Consider the following 18274-nt stretch of genomic DNA (forward strand, 5'->3'; position numbering starts at 1 on the left):
ATTAAAGTTAATTTGACACCAACTTAGTGTAATGATATAATCATTTACAGAGTGTGAAGGTCACACGAAGGGGTACACCACCTTGGGTGTATTTTTTCGTGTGGCCTTTTTTAGTCATATTAAATATTTAAGAGGTGATTAAATGGTAAAAGTGAATGGAAAAGAGGCAGATAATGCAACTGGATTATCGTTAGAGGACTTTCTTATCAGTGAAGGATATTTAATAGATAAGATTGTAGTTGAGCTAAATGGTGAAATAATGCCAAAACCCCAATATAAGCAGACAAATATTAAAGATGGTGATTCTTTAGAAGTAATTAGCTTTGTTGGAGGCGGCTGATGCATTAATAAATTCAGAAATATCACTAATGTATATTATCAACAATAAAAACAATAATTTTACTGCAAGATCTAGATTAGAAAAGGACAAGCTTTTAAATTAAGTTATTTATTTAATAATTTGGTTATAAATATTAATTTATTTTAATAATCGAATTTTATATACTGCTAGTTCTTGCTGAAAAATGCTAAAGGAGAGTATTGGAATGAAAAAAGATGTATTAACACTTGGAGGACATGAATTCTCATCAAGATTCATACTAGGGTCTGGAAAATATAATTTGAATTTAATTAAGGCTGCAGTTGAGAATGCAGGCGCACAGATGATTACTTTGGCATTAAGACGCGCTAATACAAGCGGAGGTGAAAATATTTTGGATTTTATTCCAGAGGGTGTTACATTGCTTCCAAATACATCTGGGGCAAGAAATGCGGAAGAAGCAGTTAGAATTGCAAGACTTGCAAGAGCAATGAATTGTGGTGATTTTGTAAAAGTTGAAATAATTCATGACTCAAAATATTTGCTTCCAGATAATTATGAGACTATTAAAGCAACTGAGATTCTTGCTAAAGAAGGTTTTATAGTAATGCCATATATGCATGCAGATTTAAATGTGGCTCGTGATTTAGTTAATGCTGGAGCAGCGTGTATTATGCCTCTTGCATCACCGATTGGATCTAATAAAGGTTTAGCTACAAAAGAATTCATAAAAATATTAGTAGATGAAATAGATCTTCCAATTATTGTGGATGCAGGGATTGGAAGACCATCTCAAGCCTGTGAAGCTATGGAAATGGGAGTGGCAGCTGTTATGGCTAATACTGCAATTGCGACAGCTGGTGATATTCCAGCTATGGCAGGAGCATTTAAACAAGCAATTGAGGCAGGACGTGCAGCATATCTTTCAGGACTAGGTAGAGTTCTAGATAAAGGTGCTTCTGCGTCATCACCATTAACTGGGTTTTTAGAAGATTAGGAGGCAGACTATGAGCGAAGAACGTATAAATCACATGGAATATATGGCTGGGATGGAAGTATTAGAATCAGATGTAATGGATAAAGTAATTAATCACATGGAAGCTTATGATTATAATAAGTATACAGAAACAGATGTTAGAGTGGCTTTGGATAATGATTATCGTACCATAGAAGATTTTGCAGCATTATTATCACCAGCAGCTATGCCGTTTTTAGAGGAGATGGCTCAATTAGCTAAAGAGGAAACAAGAAAGCATTTTGGTAACTCAGTTTACATGTTCACACCACTATATCTAGCAAATTATTGTGAGAACTATTGTATTTATTGTGGATTTAACTGTCATAATAAAATACGCAGAGCGAAGTTAAATTTCGATGAAATAGAGAAAGAAATGCAGGCAATAGCTAAAACAGGTTTGGAGGAAGTGCTTCTGCTTACTGGTGAAAGCAGAAAAATGTCAGATGTAAAATATATTGGAGAAGCTTGTAAGATAGCACGTAAGTATTTTAAGATGGTAGGATTAGAAGTATATCCTATGAATTCTGATGAATATGAATATCTTCAAGAATGCGGTGCAGATTTTGTAACTGTATTCCAGGAAACTTATAATTCAGATAAATATGAAACACTTCATCTTGAAGGGCATAAGCGCATATTTCCATATAGACTTAATGCGCAAGAAAGAGCTCTAAAAGGTGGGATGCGTGGTGTTGGATTTGCAGCATTACTTGGCCTAGATGACTTTAGAAAAGATGCTTTTGCGACAGGGGTACATGCATACCTTCTTCAAAGAAAGTATCCGCATGCAGAGATAGCATTTTCATGTCCAAGGTTAAGACCAATTATTAATAATGATAAAATTAATCCAAAGGATGTGCATGAGAAACAACTCTTGCAAGTCATTACAGCGTACCGTCTTTTTATGCCTTTTGCTAATATTACGATTTCTACAAGAGAATGCGAAAGATTTCGTAATAATGTAATTGGCTTAGCAGCTACTAAGATTTCAGCAGGTGTAAGTACAGGAATAGGAAGCCATGCGGAAGATGCAGAAGACAGGGGAGATAATCAATTTGAAATTGCAGATAACAGATCAGTAGATGAAGTGTATGAAGCAATTAAGTCTAAAGGCTTACAGCCTGTAATGAATGATTATGTATATTTATAAGATTAATAAGATGTTTATATCTTTAAACATAGGCAAAGATAGATAAGTTGTAATCTAAATATATCTTAATACTGAAATAATTTAGTAGGAATCTCTAATTGATTCCTACTTTTTTTTAGATAAATTTATTATACTAATTATAGTTTGACTTATATATAAGAATTATAAAATAAATAGGGGGTGCTTTAAAACCCCCTATATTTATATGTAGTATTCCAAAATATAGTAATTTGTAAAATGGCGTAGAATGACCCTCAATTTTTTATCAAGGTTCATTACAAAAAATGCCATATTAATAACGCACTCAGCAGTTTCTTTTAAATCTGCAAATATTCTGGCTAAACCATATCTAGTTTTACCAGTACCAAACTTTCCCTCAACTTCATTTCTTTCGCATGTATCAACATACTCTTGATTTTTTTCAGCTTTAGTTTTATTCTTTTTAGGTCTGCCTAAAGCAGGGCCGGTAATGCTAATTCCATTTTCTTTGCAATAGTTTAAGTTTTTTCTATTTCTATAAATTTTATCAGCCAATATTCTTTCAGGATAAAAGCCATTTCTTGCTTTATAACTCTCTGTTATAGGTATTAAGCTTTCGCATTCGTTGTAAGCATCCCAACTCAACTTTTCCATTCTAACATAACCATTAGCAACACTTATTTCAACTTTTGCCCCGAATTCCGTAGGAGCTTTAGTTTTTCCTCTAACAATTGGTCTAACATGTGGTTGACTGATACTAACAATCCTATTTTCTACTGTATGTTTTCTATTATCAAACATATATTTTTGTTGATGATATAACTGTAAAATCACTTCATATTCTTCTGATTGTCGACTATTAAGCTTTTTTCCATTCGCAATAAAATTTACTACATATCCAATATCTCTAGCAATATAATTTAATTGTTTCCTTATAGCTTTGCGCATCTTTTTAGAATTTTTCTTTCTGGCCTTTGAAACATTTAGAAAATCCTTACGCGCAATTTTCCTATAAGTTCTAGGCTTTTTAGATTCAGAAGGATTATGCAATTGATCAATATATCCTTCAAGTTTTTCTCTTGCAGAATTTAAAAGATTTAAATCTTGTGGATAAGTTATATAGGCTGGAGTACATGTTGCATCAATAATGATAGTGCCTTGATTAGATTGATCTGAATCATTTCCATCATCATTATCGTCATGCTTATCTTTATCATCATTATTTTTAGTAGTATCTTTAAGAATAGTATTATTCATTTCAATAATCATATCATCATCAATTCTTTTTCGAAATTCAACCATTGAAGACGCTCCAAATGGTGCGGAATTTTGGAATTCTTTCAAACCAATAAAATATTGAAGGTAAGGATTTTCGGCGATAGCAGATACCGTTTCACGATCGGAACAATTAAGTTTTTGCTTTATTATTAAGCTTCCTAATACAATTCGAAATGGTTTTGATGGACGACCATTATTAATGAATTGTTTAGCATATGTTTCTTCAAATTCATGCCATGGTATTATTGACGCTAATTTAACCCACCTATTATTTTTATCTAATTCTCCGTATGGAAATATAAAATCTTCTATTTTTAATTGGTTATCAATTGAATACATATAAATTCACTCCTAAGTGCAAGGGTTTTTACCCTATATTTAAAATATCTATGCACTTAGTATTCCATAAAATATCATACATAATACTATTCCAAACACTTAAGCCAATTTGGAGCAGCCCCTAAATATTATTTATTTTTCGATTGAAGACCCAATATAATTACTTCAAGATATCCTGCAAAACGCGAAACAAAATCAGGTGGGGCTTCTAGTAGTGAAACAGTTTGAAATTCTTGACGTTGGTTTTTAGAGGATACTGCTGGAGAATATAAACTAGCGGCATAATAAATCTGATATTCATTAAAAAGTTTAAGCTCATCGTCTGTCAGGTTAGGAATAAATTTTTTAGTAATCAAATTTAATTTACCAAAGCTATTAGCAAGATCTTGCTTCAATATCTCCAGTGATTTTGTTGTCACATTACTTCTTAATACTGAAACTAAAATTGAGAACAGCTTTAAAAAACGCTGATTTTCATACATTTGTTCTGACCATAACAGACAAAATGTTTTAAGTTCTAATTGATCATAATCTCTAAGTTTATCATATGTCTTTTTTACCCATTTTTCTAAATCTGAACTTAATATCCATAGGAAAATCTCTTCCTTAGTGGAAACGTATTTATATAAATTTGCTCTTGAAAAATTTAACTCATTAGCAATTGAAGCAAGTGTGATTTTTTCTAAGGGCTCTCTTTCATATAGCTTTAATGTAGCCTCTATGATTTGTTCACGCCTAATGCTTTTTTGTTCTTCGTTTCGAGCGCGTTGAAATTCCATTTCTTTACCTCCTCACTAATTGACAATTACATCATAGCAAATGAATCATAAACTTACAAGTTACTAAATGTTACTCAAAATTCATTGACAAGTTACGCGGTGTAACTTATACTTAAATAAGTTTCGTAGTGTAACTTATATTTTGAAAATCGCAGATATGATAAAAAGTCATAAATTAATGAGAAGAGACGTATAAGAAAGCTTAAGTAACTTAGAAGCAGTAGTATGTAAATGTTTTAGCTTATTTAATGCCTAGTAATATGTTAAATAATGGGGTGAGTAAAGAATGAAGGATAATAGTAATGAGCAGGCCAATCCATGGTTAGCAATGATAGTTATCATAGTTGGTACATTTATGTCAGTACTAAGCAGTAGTATAATTAATGTTGCATTAACTAAAATGATGTCTGTATTTGGCGTAGGATTGGATGATGTGAAGTGGGTAATGACAGCTTATACATTAGCACTTGGAGCAATTATTCCTTTAACAGGATATCTTCAAGATATTTTTGGCGCTAAAAAAGTATATATAGTTGCATTGGCGATTTTTACAATAGGGTCTGCGTTATGCGGATTTGCATGGAGCAATTCTAGTATGATAGCATTTCGTGTATTTCAAGCTATTGGAGGAGGGATGATGCAGCCTGTTGGCATGAGTATAATATATTCTGTATTTCCAAGAAAAAAGATAGGACTTGCACTTGGAGTTTATGGAATAGCAGCTATGGCCGCACCTGCTATAGGACCAACTCTTGGTGGACTGATTATAGAAAAAATGGATTGGAGACTAATTTTTACAGTAAATATCCCAATAGGAATAATAGGAGTATTGTTGGGGATGATTATTTTAAAAGGCCAACCTATGAAACCATTTAAGGCATTTGATATAGTAGGATTTTTATCATCTACAGTAGGTTTGGTAAGTTTGTTATATGTACTTGGAAAAGGATCCTCAATTGATTGGGGTGATATGATAAATCCAATGTTAGTAGCGTTGGGGAGTTTAAGCCTCATATTATTTGTGGTTAATGAACTTACACATCCAGACCCACTATTAGATCTGAGAGTTCTCAAACTATTTGATTTTAGTATGAGCTTAGTTATAATAACTGTGTTAACTATAGGATTAATGGGAGGGTCATATGTATTGCCTTTATTTCTGCAGAATGTAAGGGGATATACTGCGATGCAGGCGGGACTTATCATGTTTCCATCAGCACTAGTTATGGGGGCTTTGATGCCATTAAGCGGAACGCTTTATGATAAATTCGGAGCTAAACCTGTAGTTATACCAGGTCTTATTATATTAGCACTAGCTACATTTAAGTTGTCAACAGCTATAAGCATGAATTCTAGCAAGGAATCAATAATATTTATTAACTGTATAAGATCTATTGGATTAGGAATAGCTATGATGCCTATTAGCACTGCTGGTATGAATGTAGTAAAAGGCGAAATGATTCCAAGAGCATCAGCATTGAATAGCACTATAAGACAGGTGGCAAGTTCTCTTGCTGTAACCATAATGACAGTAATAATACAATCGAAAACAAGTTATAATTATTCAAAACTTGCAGAGCAAATAAATATCTACAATAAAACAGCAGTAGGAACTATAAATTCACTAACAAAATCATATATGTATGAAGGTTTTTCACAAGAAACTTCTAAAGTTATGGCACTATCTCAATTGGCAAAAATTATTCAAGGACAAGCATCTGTAGATGCTATGGCATATTCTATTTCTGTAACTGGAGCTATAGCTGTTATTGCTATATTTTTAACATTATTTATGAGAACTAGAAGATGATATAAAAAATTAAACTATAATAGAGGAATGTGTTATTTAATAATAGATATATATAAATTAAAAAGATATTAATATAAAAATAATATAAAATTTTACTAATGAATTTGATAGACAAATAAGAAAATACTTATAAAGTAAATTGATTAAAGGGGATAGAATAATGAAAGTAAAGGATTTTATGATTACTGATGTAATTTCCGTAAGTAAAGAAAATACTATTAAAGATGTCATGAGGGTATTAGTCACCAATAAAATAGGCGGAGTACCAATAGTAGATAACAAGGGAATACTTTCGGGTATTGTAAGTGATGGTGATATAATAAGAAGCATAAATCCTAAAGAAGGAAAAATGTATGATTTAATTTCATATGTATTTTATCTTAAAAAGGAAGAATTAGAAGAAGAAATTGGAATGATAAAGGATACTAATATCATGACTATTGCAAAATGTAAAGATATTTTCTGTGTTTTTCCAGAAGATACTATGGAAAAGGTTTTGTCTATTTTCTCAAAACATAACTTTAAAAAGATACCGGTTATAGATAAAGAAAGAAGAGTAGTAGGAGTTATTAGTAGAGGCGATGTAATTAGATATATACAGAAAAAGATTATAGATAAGTTGTAGGTAATAGTAAAAACTTATCTATAATAATTATATTAAAAGTAGAAATAAAGATAACAATTAATCTAGGACAATAGAATATAAAAATAAAAGTGAGTGTTAATTTAGAAAATAATTTCTAGATAAACACTCACTTTTTTGTTATAGAATTAAGCAGCTTTCTTTATGGATTTTATATATTCTTTGCCCTTTATAGAATTATACTTTCCTTCCCATTTTGATACAACAACAACTGCTAGAGAATTACCTAATACATTTACAACAGTTCTAGCCATGTCAAGTATACGATCTATTCCAGCTATAAAAGCTAGGCCTTCGGCTGGAATTCCAACAGAACCAAGAGTGGCTAGTAAAACTACAAAAGATACTCCTGGCACGCCTGCTATACCTTTTGAAGTAAGCATCAATACAAGCATTAAATTAATTTGAGCTGGTATTGATAAATTAATACCATATAATTGTGCAATAAATATTGCGGCAATAGCTTGGTAAAGAGTAGAACCATCTAGATTAAAAGAATAACCTGTTGGTACTACAAAAGTTGCAATAGCTTTAGGACATCCGAATTTCTCCATTTTCTCCATGATTTTAGGTAAAACTGTTTCTGAGCTTGCTGTGCTATAAGCAAGTATAAGTTCGTCTTTTAAAATTCTTATGATTGAAAAGATACTTGTCCCAACTAATTTTGCAATTAGTCCAAATATTAGTAATATAAATAAAATCATTGAACCATAAGTTGTAACTATTAGTTTTCCAAGTGGAATTAAAGATGAAAGTCCAAACTTAGAAACTGTCACACCAATTAAAGCGAATACTCCAAAAGGAGCTGTCTTCATTATTTGATTTGTTACCCAAAACATTGCATCAGCCGTTCCTTGGGCGAACTGTATAACAGGTTTCCCTTTTTCACCAATTGCAGCAACTCCTAGACCGAACATAACAGAAAAGAAAATGACTGAAAGCATGTCTCCTTTTGTAAGTGAATCAAAAATATTAGTAGGTACAATATTTATAAATGTGTCTGCAAAGCTATGATGTGCTACATTTTCTGCAGTGCTTACATAAGAATCAATGCTAGATTTAGCAAGCTCTTGCATATTTATTCCTGTACCTGGATGAAATACATTAGCAATTAAAAGTCCTAATACAATAGCAATAGTTGTTACTACTTCAAAGTAAAGAAGAGTTTTTCCTCCAAGTCTTCCAACCTGCTTAATATCTCCCGCTCCAGCAATACCAACTATAAGTGATGAAAAGACGATTGGAACTACAATCATTTTTATTAGACGAATAAAAATATCTCCAATAGGCTTTAAATATGCCTCAACAGCTGGATTTCCATAAAAAAATCCACCTACTATAATTCCAAGTATAAGTCCTGCAAGAATTTGTAATGCTAGACCAAATTTAATTTTCTTCATAGTAAATTATCCTTCCTTAGTTTAAAATTTGAATAAAAATAATATTAAATATGACGTTATTATCATTTCTTGTTGCAAATTATTAGGATTACTTAGCAACATTTTGAATTATAACATAAAAAATGAATTTTGTCTCTAAAAGAAATTCATTTTTAAAAATAAAGAATATATTCCTTTCTTGTTGTTCAATTAATTGAAAATATTTCTAGTTGTTAATTATATTTTTAATAAACTTACTATGGTGTATTTACGAAAAGCTAGATTTTAACACTAAGAGAAAAGCACCAAGATAAAGGGCTTAAGATAGAAAACTGAACATATTAATTAATATAATAAATATATATTTAGAGAATTAGATATTGATTTTCAAAAGAGTTAGCAAATTAAAATATGAAAATAAATATAGGCAATAATGCAAACCAGATAATATGAAATGTGTTTATTAAACCATAGAATATGATACTTCCATTAATAAAGTAATTACAGTACTTTAGTTGTTTATTAGTTGCATCTTTCATTCTAAAATATATGAATACAAAAAGAACTGCAGGAGCTAATATTTTTAATAAAAAACTTATAGTTGGACTTTTTACTACTTCTAACATGAAAATATTTGCTTCTACGTAAAAACCAGTATCTAAGAGTAAAATAGTAAATACTATGTCTGTAACATTCAGGATATATAGAGCTAAAAATTTTATTTTTATATTTTTAAGAGAGTAGTTTTTTATAAAAGTAATCATTAAAACACCTCCATTTAGTGATTATTACCATAATGAAGATATTGTATAAGCTTTATTAATTATAGGTAGATATATATATTTTTTATTGGAACGTGTATTTTGAACTACATTATTATAGATATGTTCTTATTTTCTAAGTGGTTTTTATGTTACTATATTTTTATAGATAGGATTTAAAATATCAAAGAAATTAAAAAAGCTGTGAATAAGATAGAAGTAAAGTTTGTATTAAGAGAATTTTAAGGAAAGAGCAAGGTATAATTGAAGGCAAAGAAAAAATAATATAATAAAGAGAGGAGTTCAAGTAAATGTACATATACACAATAGGACATTCTAACTATTCTATAGAGAAATTAATAGATATGCTAAAGACTTATGATATTGATACTGTTGTAGATATAAGAGGAACTCCGTATTCGAAATATAATGTTCAATATAATAAGGAAACAATAGCTGAAACTTTAAAAAAAGAAGGATTTATATACATATATATGGCTAAAGAACTTGCGGCTCAAAGACAAGATAAAAACTCTTATAATAAGGAAGGATATTCTGATTTTGAAAAGGTAATTATGGAAGAAGATTTTTTAAGAGGAATTGAGAGGCTAAAAACAGGATGTCAGAAAGGTTATAATATTGTACTTCTTGGAGCTATGCAGGATCCTATAAGGTGTCATAGGAGTATATTAGTTGGAAGATCATTAAGGGAAAATGGATTTAATGTTAAGCATATTTTAGATGACTATACTTTGGCATCTCAAGAAAAAATAGAAGAGAAACTTTTAAGTAAATACTTTAGTAACAGGAATCAGATTACTATAGACAGCTTACTTGGTAACGAAATTAGCGAGGTTGAAATGATTAAGGAAGGTTATCGACTGGCAAATAAAGAAATTGGATATAGAGTGGAGCATTTAGAATAATAGAAATCAAAATTAATATATAAGACATATATTAATATGTATTACTAAATTAGGATTTTAATTATGAAAAAAATTTTATCTAAAGTATTAAGAGGTATTGGGATTAAAAAAAATGGCATTAGAGCAGATATGTCGAGTGACCGTATTAGCTATGCAGATTATGTAAATTCTAAGAATTATTCTAGTGAAACCAACTACTTGATTTGGGTAGATACTGGAAGCTTTAAAGTGAATATTTTTAAAGGAAGCACAAATAAGTGGAACCTAATTAATAGTTATTTGTGCACCTTGGGAAAAGCCTCAACGCCAACACCTAAAGGAACTTATAAGGTTGGAATAAAGGGACTCTATTTTGGCGTAAATAAAGGATACAAGTGTTGGTATTATACACAGTTTAAAGGTAATTATTTATTTCATTCAATAATTTATAATTTGGATGGATCGGTTAGAGATGGAAGGTTAGGTATGAAGCTATCAGATGGGTGTATAAGGTTAGCCAAAGAAAATGCTAAATGGATTTATGACAATATACCTAAGGGGACTAAAGTAGTTATAAATTAACCTATATTTATATATTTGGATAGATAAATAAAAGTTAAGAGAATAATTATATAAAATTGCACTTGTAATTAAATATAAAAGAAAACATATTCACATTAAATCTAGTATATGGATTTTATTATAAAAATTACAATTATTCAGAAAATTCAAAAAACTATTGCAATTAATGATGAAATGAGATATAATTAAATCAAGATAAAGGTTTAATTTATCTTAGTGTACTGACACTTCAATCCGGCAGAAGAGTGTATCTCAAGAGATATACAGTTGGTGACGGGCAACGGAAAAATCCCGGTAGCAATGTACGACAGACGGTCGTACCCAGTTGGCGGACAACGTTAAAATCAGTAACTAAGAAAGAGCAAGTGGAGTTAGTAAGATTCACTTGCTCTTTATCTTTTGTAAAGGTAATAATTGATTATTATAATTAAAATGTTTAATATAAGCTGATTCGTATATCCATCTAAATTTTATATTAGATTTAGGTGGAATTTTTATTGTAAAATAATTTTAAGAAAGCAGTGATTTTCTTGCAAAGGCGGGGATTAAAATATATACTAGTTTGAGATATAAAATATATTTTATTTTTATCTAAATGTATTGATTGGAGTAATAATTTAATGAAGAAATTTAAAAAGATTTATATAGAGATAACAAATGTGTGTAATTTAAGTTGCGATTTTTGCCCTAAAACAAATAGGGAACTTAAGTTTATGGATAAGAAAAGTTTTCAACATATCGTAAATAGCGTGAAATTACATACTGATTATGTATATTTTCATCTAATGGGAGAACCATTTTTAAATGAAAATATAAAGAGTTTTTTGGATATAAGCAATGAAAATTCATTAAAGGTTAATATAACTACTAATGGAACTTTAATAAGTGAAGTTAAGGATGTGTTACTTAGTTCAAATGCTTTAAGGCAAGTTAATATTTCGCTTCATAGCTTTGAAGCGAATGAGGGACATGTTGAGTTTAGTAAATATATAGATAATATAATTGAATTTGTTAAAGAAGCTAGTGAAAAAACTAATATAATAACTTCTTTAAGGTTGTGGAATTTAGATACAAAGTATACTGCTAGTAATAGCATGAATATTGATATTTTTGAATTTCTTGAACAAAGTTTCGAAATAAAATCCAGTTTGAGAGAAAGTTTAAAGGAAAAAAATAGTTTTAAACTAAAAAATAATGTATATCTTAGTATGGGAGAGAAATTTAAGTGGCCATCATTGCAAGTTGAGAAGTTAGGAGAAAGAGTCTTCTGCTATGGGCTTAGAGATCAAGTGGGAATATTAGTAGATGGAACAGTAGTGCCTTGTTGTTTAGATAGTGATGGTAGCATAGCACTTGGTAATATCTTTGACAATACATTAGAAGAAATTCTAAGTTCAAAAAGAGCTATAGACATATATAATGGTTTTTCTGGAAGAAAGGCAGTAGAAGAATTATGCAAAAAATGTGGTTTTATAAATAGAGTAAGATAGTGGGGGCGTTGTTAAAATGGAGACAGCAATTAAGTCAGTGGGTATTTTTTTATTGATATATTTTTCGTATTACTATGTATTGAGATTTATACAATCGGTTTTTCAAGGAGCACTGAGTAGTATAAATGCAGGAGTGGCTAAATTTATATATGCTTTAAGTACACCGGCTCATGAACTTGCACATTTATTGGTTGCAATTTTGTGTCTTGCTAAAATAGAACAAGTACAACTTTTGCCAAAAGGAAACAGGCCGGGATTTATAAGATCAAGAGTTGGAAGCAGTATGCCATTTTTAATTAGCATTAAGGAATTTCTTATAGCTATAGCACCTGTCATAATAAATATACCATTATTCATATTTATAGAGAGTAAATTTGTATTGAAAGATAAAGTTGCTGATATATCTAGAATACTAGATCCAAGAATAATAGTGAGTAAAGAAGGTATAATAACTATATTTTTATTTCTAGTGTTAATAAGTGGAATAGCACCAAGTCATGAAGATTTTAAGGGAATGATAAAAGGACTTATAATTCTTAGTGCAGTTATATTCGGATTATCATTTTTAACTTCAAGGTTTTTAGATATGAAGTGGATGAATGCAAAGCCAATATTAACAGTACTATTATACTATATTGAATTAATAGTATTCGTGTTGATAATAAATGCTATTATACATTATAGGAATTGTTTCAAAATAACATGGATTATATTAATAAGTGCCATAAAACATGCTTTTAGAAAAAGTTGATGGGCAATCACTCTTAAATGGTAAATACTTTATACAGATACTTAATTTGAACATTGAAAGAAAATTTTTGTATAAATATAGAAATAATGGCTATACTCCTTGATAAGGAGTGATTATTATGGTAAATAAAAAGAAATTATTTATAGGTATGACATTAGCATTAGCACTTATATTTTCTATAACATATTATTTTTCAGAAAAGTATATAAGTAACAAAAATGCTAAAAATAATCCTGTATCATCAAGTGAAATAAATAATAAATTAAATGATAATATAAGAATTTATTTATATGCAGGTGAAAAGAAAGAAAAAGAATTAACATTATCAGAGTTAAAGAAAGAATTAAATATAGATAAGAATTTAACAGAAACGGAATTATCAAAGGCATTAAAAGATAAGGGATATGTTTTAGAAGTAGAATCTAATGGAGAAATGACTTATAAAAGAGATGCTTCTAAAGCTGTAAAACCTAATAAATATTATATTGGAGAAAAAGATGGCTTTTTAGCTATATATAAAACTGATGATAATGGAACTTTATCAATTGAAAACAGCGAAGATGTGTATACTAATAGCAAAAAAGTAGATAAATTAAGCGAGATAGATAAAGACAAAATTAAGAATTTTGAGCTTGAATATAATTCAAAAGACGATGCAGAAGAAAGCTTGTCAGAATTTTTATCATAATGGAAATTCTGATAGGTAAATTTTAATTGATAAAAGGCATGTTAGTAATTTGATACTTACATGCCTTTTATTAATTAAAAAATACATTGTTGAAAGATTTGCCTGAAAATGATAAAGTATAAGTTAGGTTTTAATAATGTAGAAATTAGTTTTTTAGCTAAATTTTAAATACAGTTATAGATATAGAAAAGTTGGTGTAAAATAGATGTACGAATATATAAAAGGTAAATATATTGGAATAAATAAAGATTATGTAATAGTAGAGAATAGCGGTATAGGCTACAAGATATTTACATCAGGTGCTACAATGTCCTCTATGCCAAAGAATGGAGAGGAGATTATGCTTTACCTTGAGCAAATAGTAAGGGAAGATTTTATTGGATTATATGGGTTTGATTCAAAGGAAGAGCTAGAGATGTTTAAGCTTCTTTTAACAGTAAGTGGAGTTGGACCAAAAGCAGCATTATCTTTATTATCTATAAGCAGAGTTAATAATTTAAAATATGCAATAATGATTGGCGATGAGAAACACATCTGTAGAGGTGTGGGAATAGGGAAAAAAACAGCAGCTAGAATTATTTTAGAAATCAAAGATAAACTAAAGCCAGATGAATTATTGGATAGTAGTGTGGAAAATGATACTAAGGATAATGAGAATGTTATGGCATTATCAGAAGCTTTAAGCGCGTTAATTGCGCTAGGGTATAGCGAGAAGGAAGCAGAATCAGTACTTAAAAAGATAGATAAGAATGACAGTGTAGAAAATATCATTAAAAATGCATTAAAGGCATTGATGGGATAAAACTTCTAAGACATAAGTAGCAAAAAATTATACATATATGACTCATAAGAAAAGGGGGAGGTTTTTTGGAAAGAATAGTTAATCCATCTGAGATGCAAGAAGACTTTAATTCTGAACTTAGTTTAAGACCTCAAAAAATAAATGAATATATAGGACAAGATAAAGTTAAAGAGCGATTAGATATTTTTATTAAAGCTGCAAAAAATAGAAAAGAAGCATTAGATCATACACTTTTATATGGACCACCTGGACTTGGAAAAACTACTTTAGCTAATATTATAGCAAAAGAAATGGGTGGGGATTTAAAAATTACTTCTGGACCAGCAATAGAAAGAGCAGGAGATTTAGCAGCGATACTAACAACACTAAAAGATTATGATGTTTTATTTATAGATGAAATACATAGGTTAAATAGAAATGTTGAGGAAATATTATATCCTGCTATGGAGGATTATGCTTTAGATATAGTTATAGGAAAAGGTGCTACAGCGAAATCTATAAGAATTGATCTTCCCAAATTTACACTAATTGGAGCAACAACAAGGATTGGAATGCTTACATCTCCACTTAGAGATAGATTTGGTGTACTTTGTGCCATGGAATATTATACAGATGAAGAACTTAAAGAGATAGTAAGTAGAAGCGCTTTAGTTTTTGGCTGTACAATTACTGAAGAAGGTGCTTTGGAGATTGCTAAGAGATCTAGAGGAACACCTAGAATTGCCAATAGGCTATTAAAAAGAGTTAGGGATTATTCAGAAGTAAAATCTAATAAGCTAGTATCATTAAAAGAGGCTAGAGAGGCTTTAGAATTATTGGAAGTTGATAATCAGGGATTTGATAAAGTTGATAATAAAATACTTGAAGCTATTATTGATAATTTTAACGGGGGACCTGTTGGGATTGAAACACTTTCCTATTTTATAGGTGAGGAATTGGGAACTATAGAAGACGTATATGAACCATACTTGCTTCAAAAAGGCTTTATAATAAGAACACCAAGAGGAAGAATAGCTAGTGATAAGGCCTATGAACATCTTGGAAGAGTAAATACTTCAAAAAACAAAAGTAATAATGGGAAAGTACAAGGTAGCTTTTTTGATAAATAGAGATTAAGTAGTGATTTATTAATAAGCACTTTAAAATTGAGTTCTGAACAACTGATATAGTTTCTCAAAAGTTTAACTTCGTTAGAAGTGTCAATAATAAGAATAAGCTGTTAGTTAGGAGAAGATAAATAAATGAACGTAAAAGATTTTGATTTTTACTTACCAGAAGAGTTGATAGCTCAACATCCGTTGGAACAAAGAGATTCATCAAGACTTATGGTTTTAGATAAGAAAACTGGTGAAATTAAGCATAAGAGATTTCATGATATTATAGAATACTTAAATGAAGGAGATACTTTAGTATTAAATAATACGAGAGTAATGCCAGCAAGATTGATTGGAGAAAAGGAAGGTACGGGCGGAAAAATTGAGTTCCTTCTACTTAAAAGAATTGAAAAGGATAAATGGGAGTGTCTAGCAAAGCCAGGTAAATCCGCAAAGGTTGGTAGAAAATTTACATTTGGAGAAGGTAAGTTAAAAGCAGAAGTAGTTGAAGTGAAGGAAAATGGAAATAGAATAGTTGAATTTTTCTATGATGGAATATTCGAGGAAGTTCTAGATTCGCTTGGGGAGATGCCTTTGCCACCATATATTCATGAGAGATTAGAAGATAGGGAAAGGTATCAAACAGTGTATTCTAAAGAAAATGGTTCTGCTGCAGCACCTACTGCGGGATTACATTTTACAAAAGAGTTATTGCAGGAAATAAAGAATAAAGGAATTAACATAGTATATTTAACATTACATGTTGGACTTGGAACTTTTAGACCTGTAAAAGTTGAATCTCTAGAGGAGCATGAAATGCATTCAGAGTTTTATATGCTTTCAAAAGAAAGTGCAGATATAATAAACGAAACTAAAAAAAGAGGAAATGCGGTTATATCTGTTGGAACAACTTCAACAAGGACATTAGAAACTATTGGCGATGAAAATGGATTTGTTAAGGAACAAAGTGGATGGACTAATATATTTATTTATCCTGGATATAAATTTAAAGTAGTGGATAAGTTAATTACAAACTTCCATTTACCAGAATCTACGTTGATAATGCTTGTTTCAACTCTAGCAGGAAGAGAAAATGTTATGAATGCATATGAAGAAGCAGTAAATGAAAAATATAGATTTTTCTCATTTGGAGATGCTATGTTTATTAAATAAAAGTTTTGATTACATTGATGAGGTGACATAGTCAAGTGTTTCAATATAAAATGGGATGAATTAGAAAATAGATATTGATTTTATAATTCAGCTAACAACTAAATGGAAGTTAGTTTCTTTAAAGAATCTCAGAGTTGCTCAGTAAACAAAGGTAGCTGAGTTTCGTAAAAATATAATTAAGAGGTGAACGCTTGTGAGTAAAAGGTATACTTTATTAAAAAAGGATGGAAAAGCAAGGAGAGGGCAGTTTGAAACTCCTCATGGAACTATACAAACTCCAGTATTCATGAATGTTGGAACATTAGCAGCTATAAAAGGTGCAGTTTCTAGCATGGATTTAAAGGAGATAGGATGCCAGGTTGAACTTTCTAATACATATCATCTTCACTTAAGACCAAGTGATAAAGTAGTTAAAAAACTTGGAGGATTACATAAATTTATGAATTGGGATAGGCCAATTCTCACAGATTCAGGTGGATTTCAAGTATTTTCGTTAGCTAAGATGAGGAAAATAAAAGAGGAAGGCGTGTATTTTAATTCACATATAGATGGAAAGAAAATATTTATGGGACCAGAAGAATCAATGCAAATTCAAAGTAATTTGGCATCTACAATAGCAATGGCTTTTGATGAATGTATTGAAAATCCAGCACCTAGAGAATACGTGGAAAGATCAGTAGAAAGAACTACAAGATGGCTTGAAAGATGTAAAATTGAAATGGATAGATTAAATTCTATGCCAGATACAATAAATAAGGAACAAATGTTGTTCGGAATAAATCAGGGTGGAGTTTATGAAGATATAAGAATAAAGCACGCTGAAGAAATAACTAAGATGGATCTAGATGGATATGCCATAGGTGGGCTTGCTGTTGGAGAAACTCATGAAGAAATGTATAGAGTGATAGATGCAGTTGTGCCACATTTGCCAGAAGATAAACCTATATATTTAATGGGAGTAGGTACACCTAGCAATATATTGGAAGCAGTCGACAGAGGTGTGGATTTCTTTGATTGCGTACTTCCAGCCAGAAATGGGAGACACGGAAATGTATTTTGTAGTGAAGGCAAGCTTAATCTTATGAATGCTAAATATGAACTTGATGATAGACCTATTGATGAAGGTTGCGAATGTCCAACGTGCAAGAATTATACAAGAGCATATATAAGACATTTATTTAAAGCAAAGGAAATGCTTGCGATGAGATTATGTGTTTTACATAATTTATATTTTTATAATAAGCTAATGAAAGATATAAGAGACGCAATTGAAGGCGGTTATTTCAAGCAATTTAAGGAAGAAAAATTATCACAATGGGAAGGCAGATAATTGA

18 protein-coding genes are annotated in these 18274 nt (G+C 30.2%); 14 read left to right on the forward strand and 4 right to left on the reverse strand.

Features of this window, described 5'->3' with window-relative positions; genetic code table 11:
* Positions 1-142 precede the first annotated feature (142 nt).
* From thiS to thiH, 3 genes are all read left to right on the forward strand, one after another.
* A complete protein-coding gene (gene thiS, locus KEC93_RS08135; RefSeq protein ID WP_011968846.1) occupies positions 143-340 on the forward strand; it encodes a sulfur carrier protein ThiS in 198 nt (65 codons plus the stop codon).
* 205 nt (positions 341-545) lie between these two features.
* Positions 546-1316 (forward strand): thiazole synthase, encoded by a 771-nt coding sequence (locus tag KEC93_RS08140; RefSeq protein ID WP_011968847.1) that lies wholly within the window; start codon positions 546-548, stop codon positions 1314-1316.
* 10 nt (positions 1317-1326) lie between these two features.
* Positions 1327-2487, forward strand: coding sequence for a 2-iminoacetate synthase ThiH (gene thiH, locus KEC93_RS08145; RefSeq protein WP_011968848.1), 1161 nt, complete (start codon positions 1327-1329; stop codon positions 2485-2487).
* 201 nt (positions 2488-2688) lie between these two features.
* On the opposite strand, the gene KEC93_RS08150 is transcribed toward thiH, so the two are convergent.
* Positions 2689-4083, reverse strand: coding sequence for an IS5 family transposase (locus KEC93_RS08150; protein WP_111944702.1), 1395 nt, complete (start codon positions 4081-4083; stop codon positions 2689-2691).
* 128 nt (positions 4084-4211) lie between these two features.
* Positions 4212-4862: a TetR/AcrR family transcriptional regulator gene (locus tag KEC93_RS08155; protein WP_077870035.1), complete on the reverse strand. Its 651-nt coding sequence runs from the start codon at positions 4860-4862 to the stop codon at positions 4212-4214.
* Positions 4863-5148: 286 nt separating this feature from the next.
* Between KEC93_RS08155 and KEC93_RS08160 the strand changes: the two genes are divergently transcribed.
* Entirely contained in the window at positions 5149-6672 is a 1524-nt protein-coding gene (locus KEC93_RS08160; protein WP_023976357.1) for a DHA2 family efflux MFS transporter permease subunit, read from the forward strand.
* A gap of 160 nt (positions 6673-6832) precedes the next feature.
* The gene (locus tag KEC93_RS08165; RefSeq protein WP_017208820.1) at positions 6833-7297 is read left to right on the forward strand and encodes a CBS domain-containing protein; all 465 of its coding nucleotides are present in this window, start codon (positions 6833-6835) and stop codon (positions 7295-7297) included.
* A 146-nt stretch (positions 7298-7443) separates the two neighbouring features.
* On the opposite strand, the gene KEC93_RS08170 is transcribed toward KEC93_RS08165, so the two are convergent.
* Positions 7444-8715: a cation:dicarboxylate symporter family transporter gene (locus KEC93_RS08170; RefSeq protein WP_017208821.1), complete on the reverse strand. Its 1272-nt coding sequence runs from the start codon at positions 8713-8715 to the stop codon at positions 7444-7446.
* 383 nt (positions 8716-9098) lie between these two features.
* Complete coding sequence (locus KEC93_RS08175; protein WP_039772866.1) at positions 9099-9458, reverse strand: DUF5658 family protein; 360 nt, start codon at positions 9456-9458, stop codon at positions 9099-9101.
* Positions 9459-9766: 308 nt separating this feature from the next.
* Here KEC93_RS08175 and KEC93_RS08180 point away from each other — a divergent pair, with 308 nt between their 5' ends.
* The 9 genes from KEC93_RS08180 to tgt all read left to right on the forward strand — a co-directional run bounded on the left by KEC93_RS08180 (position 9767) and on the right by tgt (position 18270).
* Positions 9767-10381, forward strand: a complete 615-nt coding sequence (locus tag KEC93_RS08180; RefSeq protein WP_023976291.1) for a DUF488 domain-containing protein — start codon at positions 9767-9769, stop codon at positions 10379-10381.
* A 129-nt stretch (positions 10382-10510) separates the two neighbouring features.
* Positions 10511-10942 carry a L,D-transpeptidase gene (locus KEC93_RS08185; RefSeq protein ID WP_373866461.1) on the forward strand — a complete coding sequence of 144 codons (432 nt, stop codon included), beginning with the start codon at positions 10511-10513 and terminating at the stop codon, positions 10940-10942.
* Positions 10943-11562: 620 nt separating this feature from the next.
* On the forward strand, positions 11563-12432 hold the full coding sequence (locus tag KEC93_RS08190) for a radical SAM/SPASM domain-containing protein (RefSeq protein WP_077868740.1): 870 nt from the start codon (positions 11563-11565) through the stop codon (positions 12430-12432).
* 16 nt (positions 12433-12448) lie between these two features.
* Positions 12449-13183, forward strand: a complete 735-nt coding sequence (locus KEC93_RS08195) for a hypothetical protein (RefSeq protein WP_023976288.1) — start codon at positions 12449-12451, stop codon at positions 13181-13183.
* A gap of 118 nt (positions 13184-13301) precedes the next feature.
* Positions 13302-13871, forward strand: coding sequence for a hypothetical protein (locus KEC93_RS08200; protein ID WP_077868741.1), 570 nt, complete (start codon positions 13302-13304; stop codon positions 13869-13871).
* A gap of 205 nt (positions 13872-14076) precedes the next feature.
* A complete protein-coding gene (gene ruvA / locus KEC93_RS08205) occupies positions 14077-14673 on the forward strand; it encodes a Holliday junction branch migration protein RuvA (protein WP_077868742.1) in 597 nt (198 codons plus the stop codon).
* A 65-nt stretch (positions 14674-14738) separates the two neighbouring features.
* Positions 14739-15782 (forward strand): Holliday junction branch migration DNA helicase RuvB, encoded by a 1044-nt coding sequence (gene ruvB, locus KEC93_RS08210; protein WP_077841715.1) that lies wholly within the window; start codon positions 14739-14741, stop codon positions 15780-15782.
* 132 nt (positions 15783-15914) lie between these two features.
* Positions 15915-16940, forward strand: a complete 1026-nt coding sequence (gene queA, locus KEC93_RS08215; RefSeq protein WP_077841714.1) for a tRNA preQ1(34) S-adenosylmethionine ribosyltransferase-isomerase QueA — start codon at positions 15915-15917, stop codon at positions 16938-16940.
* Positions 16941-17133: 193 nt separating this feature from the next.
* Positions 17134-18270: a tRNA guanosine(34) transglycosylase Tgt gene (gene tgt / locus KEC93_RS08220; RefSeq protein ID WP_077868743.1), complete on the forward strand. Its 1137-nt coding sequence runs from the start codon at positions 17134-17136 to the stop codon at positions 18268-18270.
* Positions 18271-18274 lie beyond the last annotated feature (4 nt).

The organism is Clostridium beijerinckii (assembly GCF_018223745.1).
Lineage (GTDB): Bacteria > Bacillota > Clostridia > Clostridiales > Clostridiaceae > Clostridium > Clostridium beijerinckii.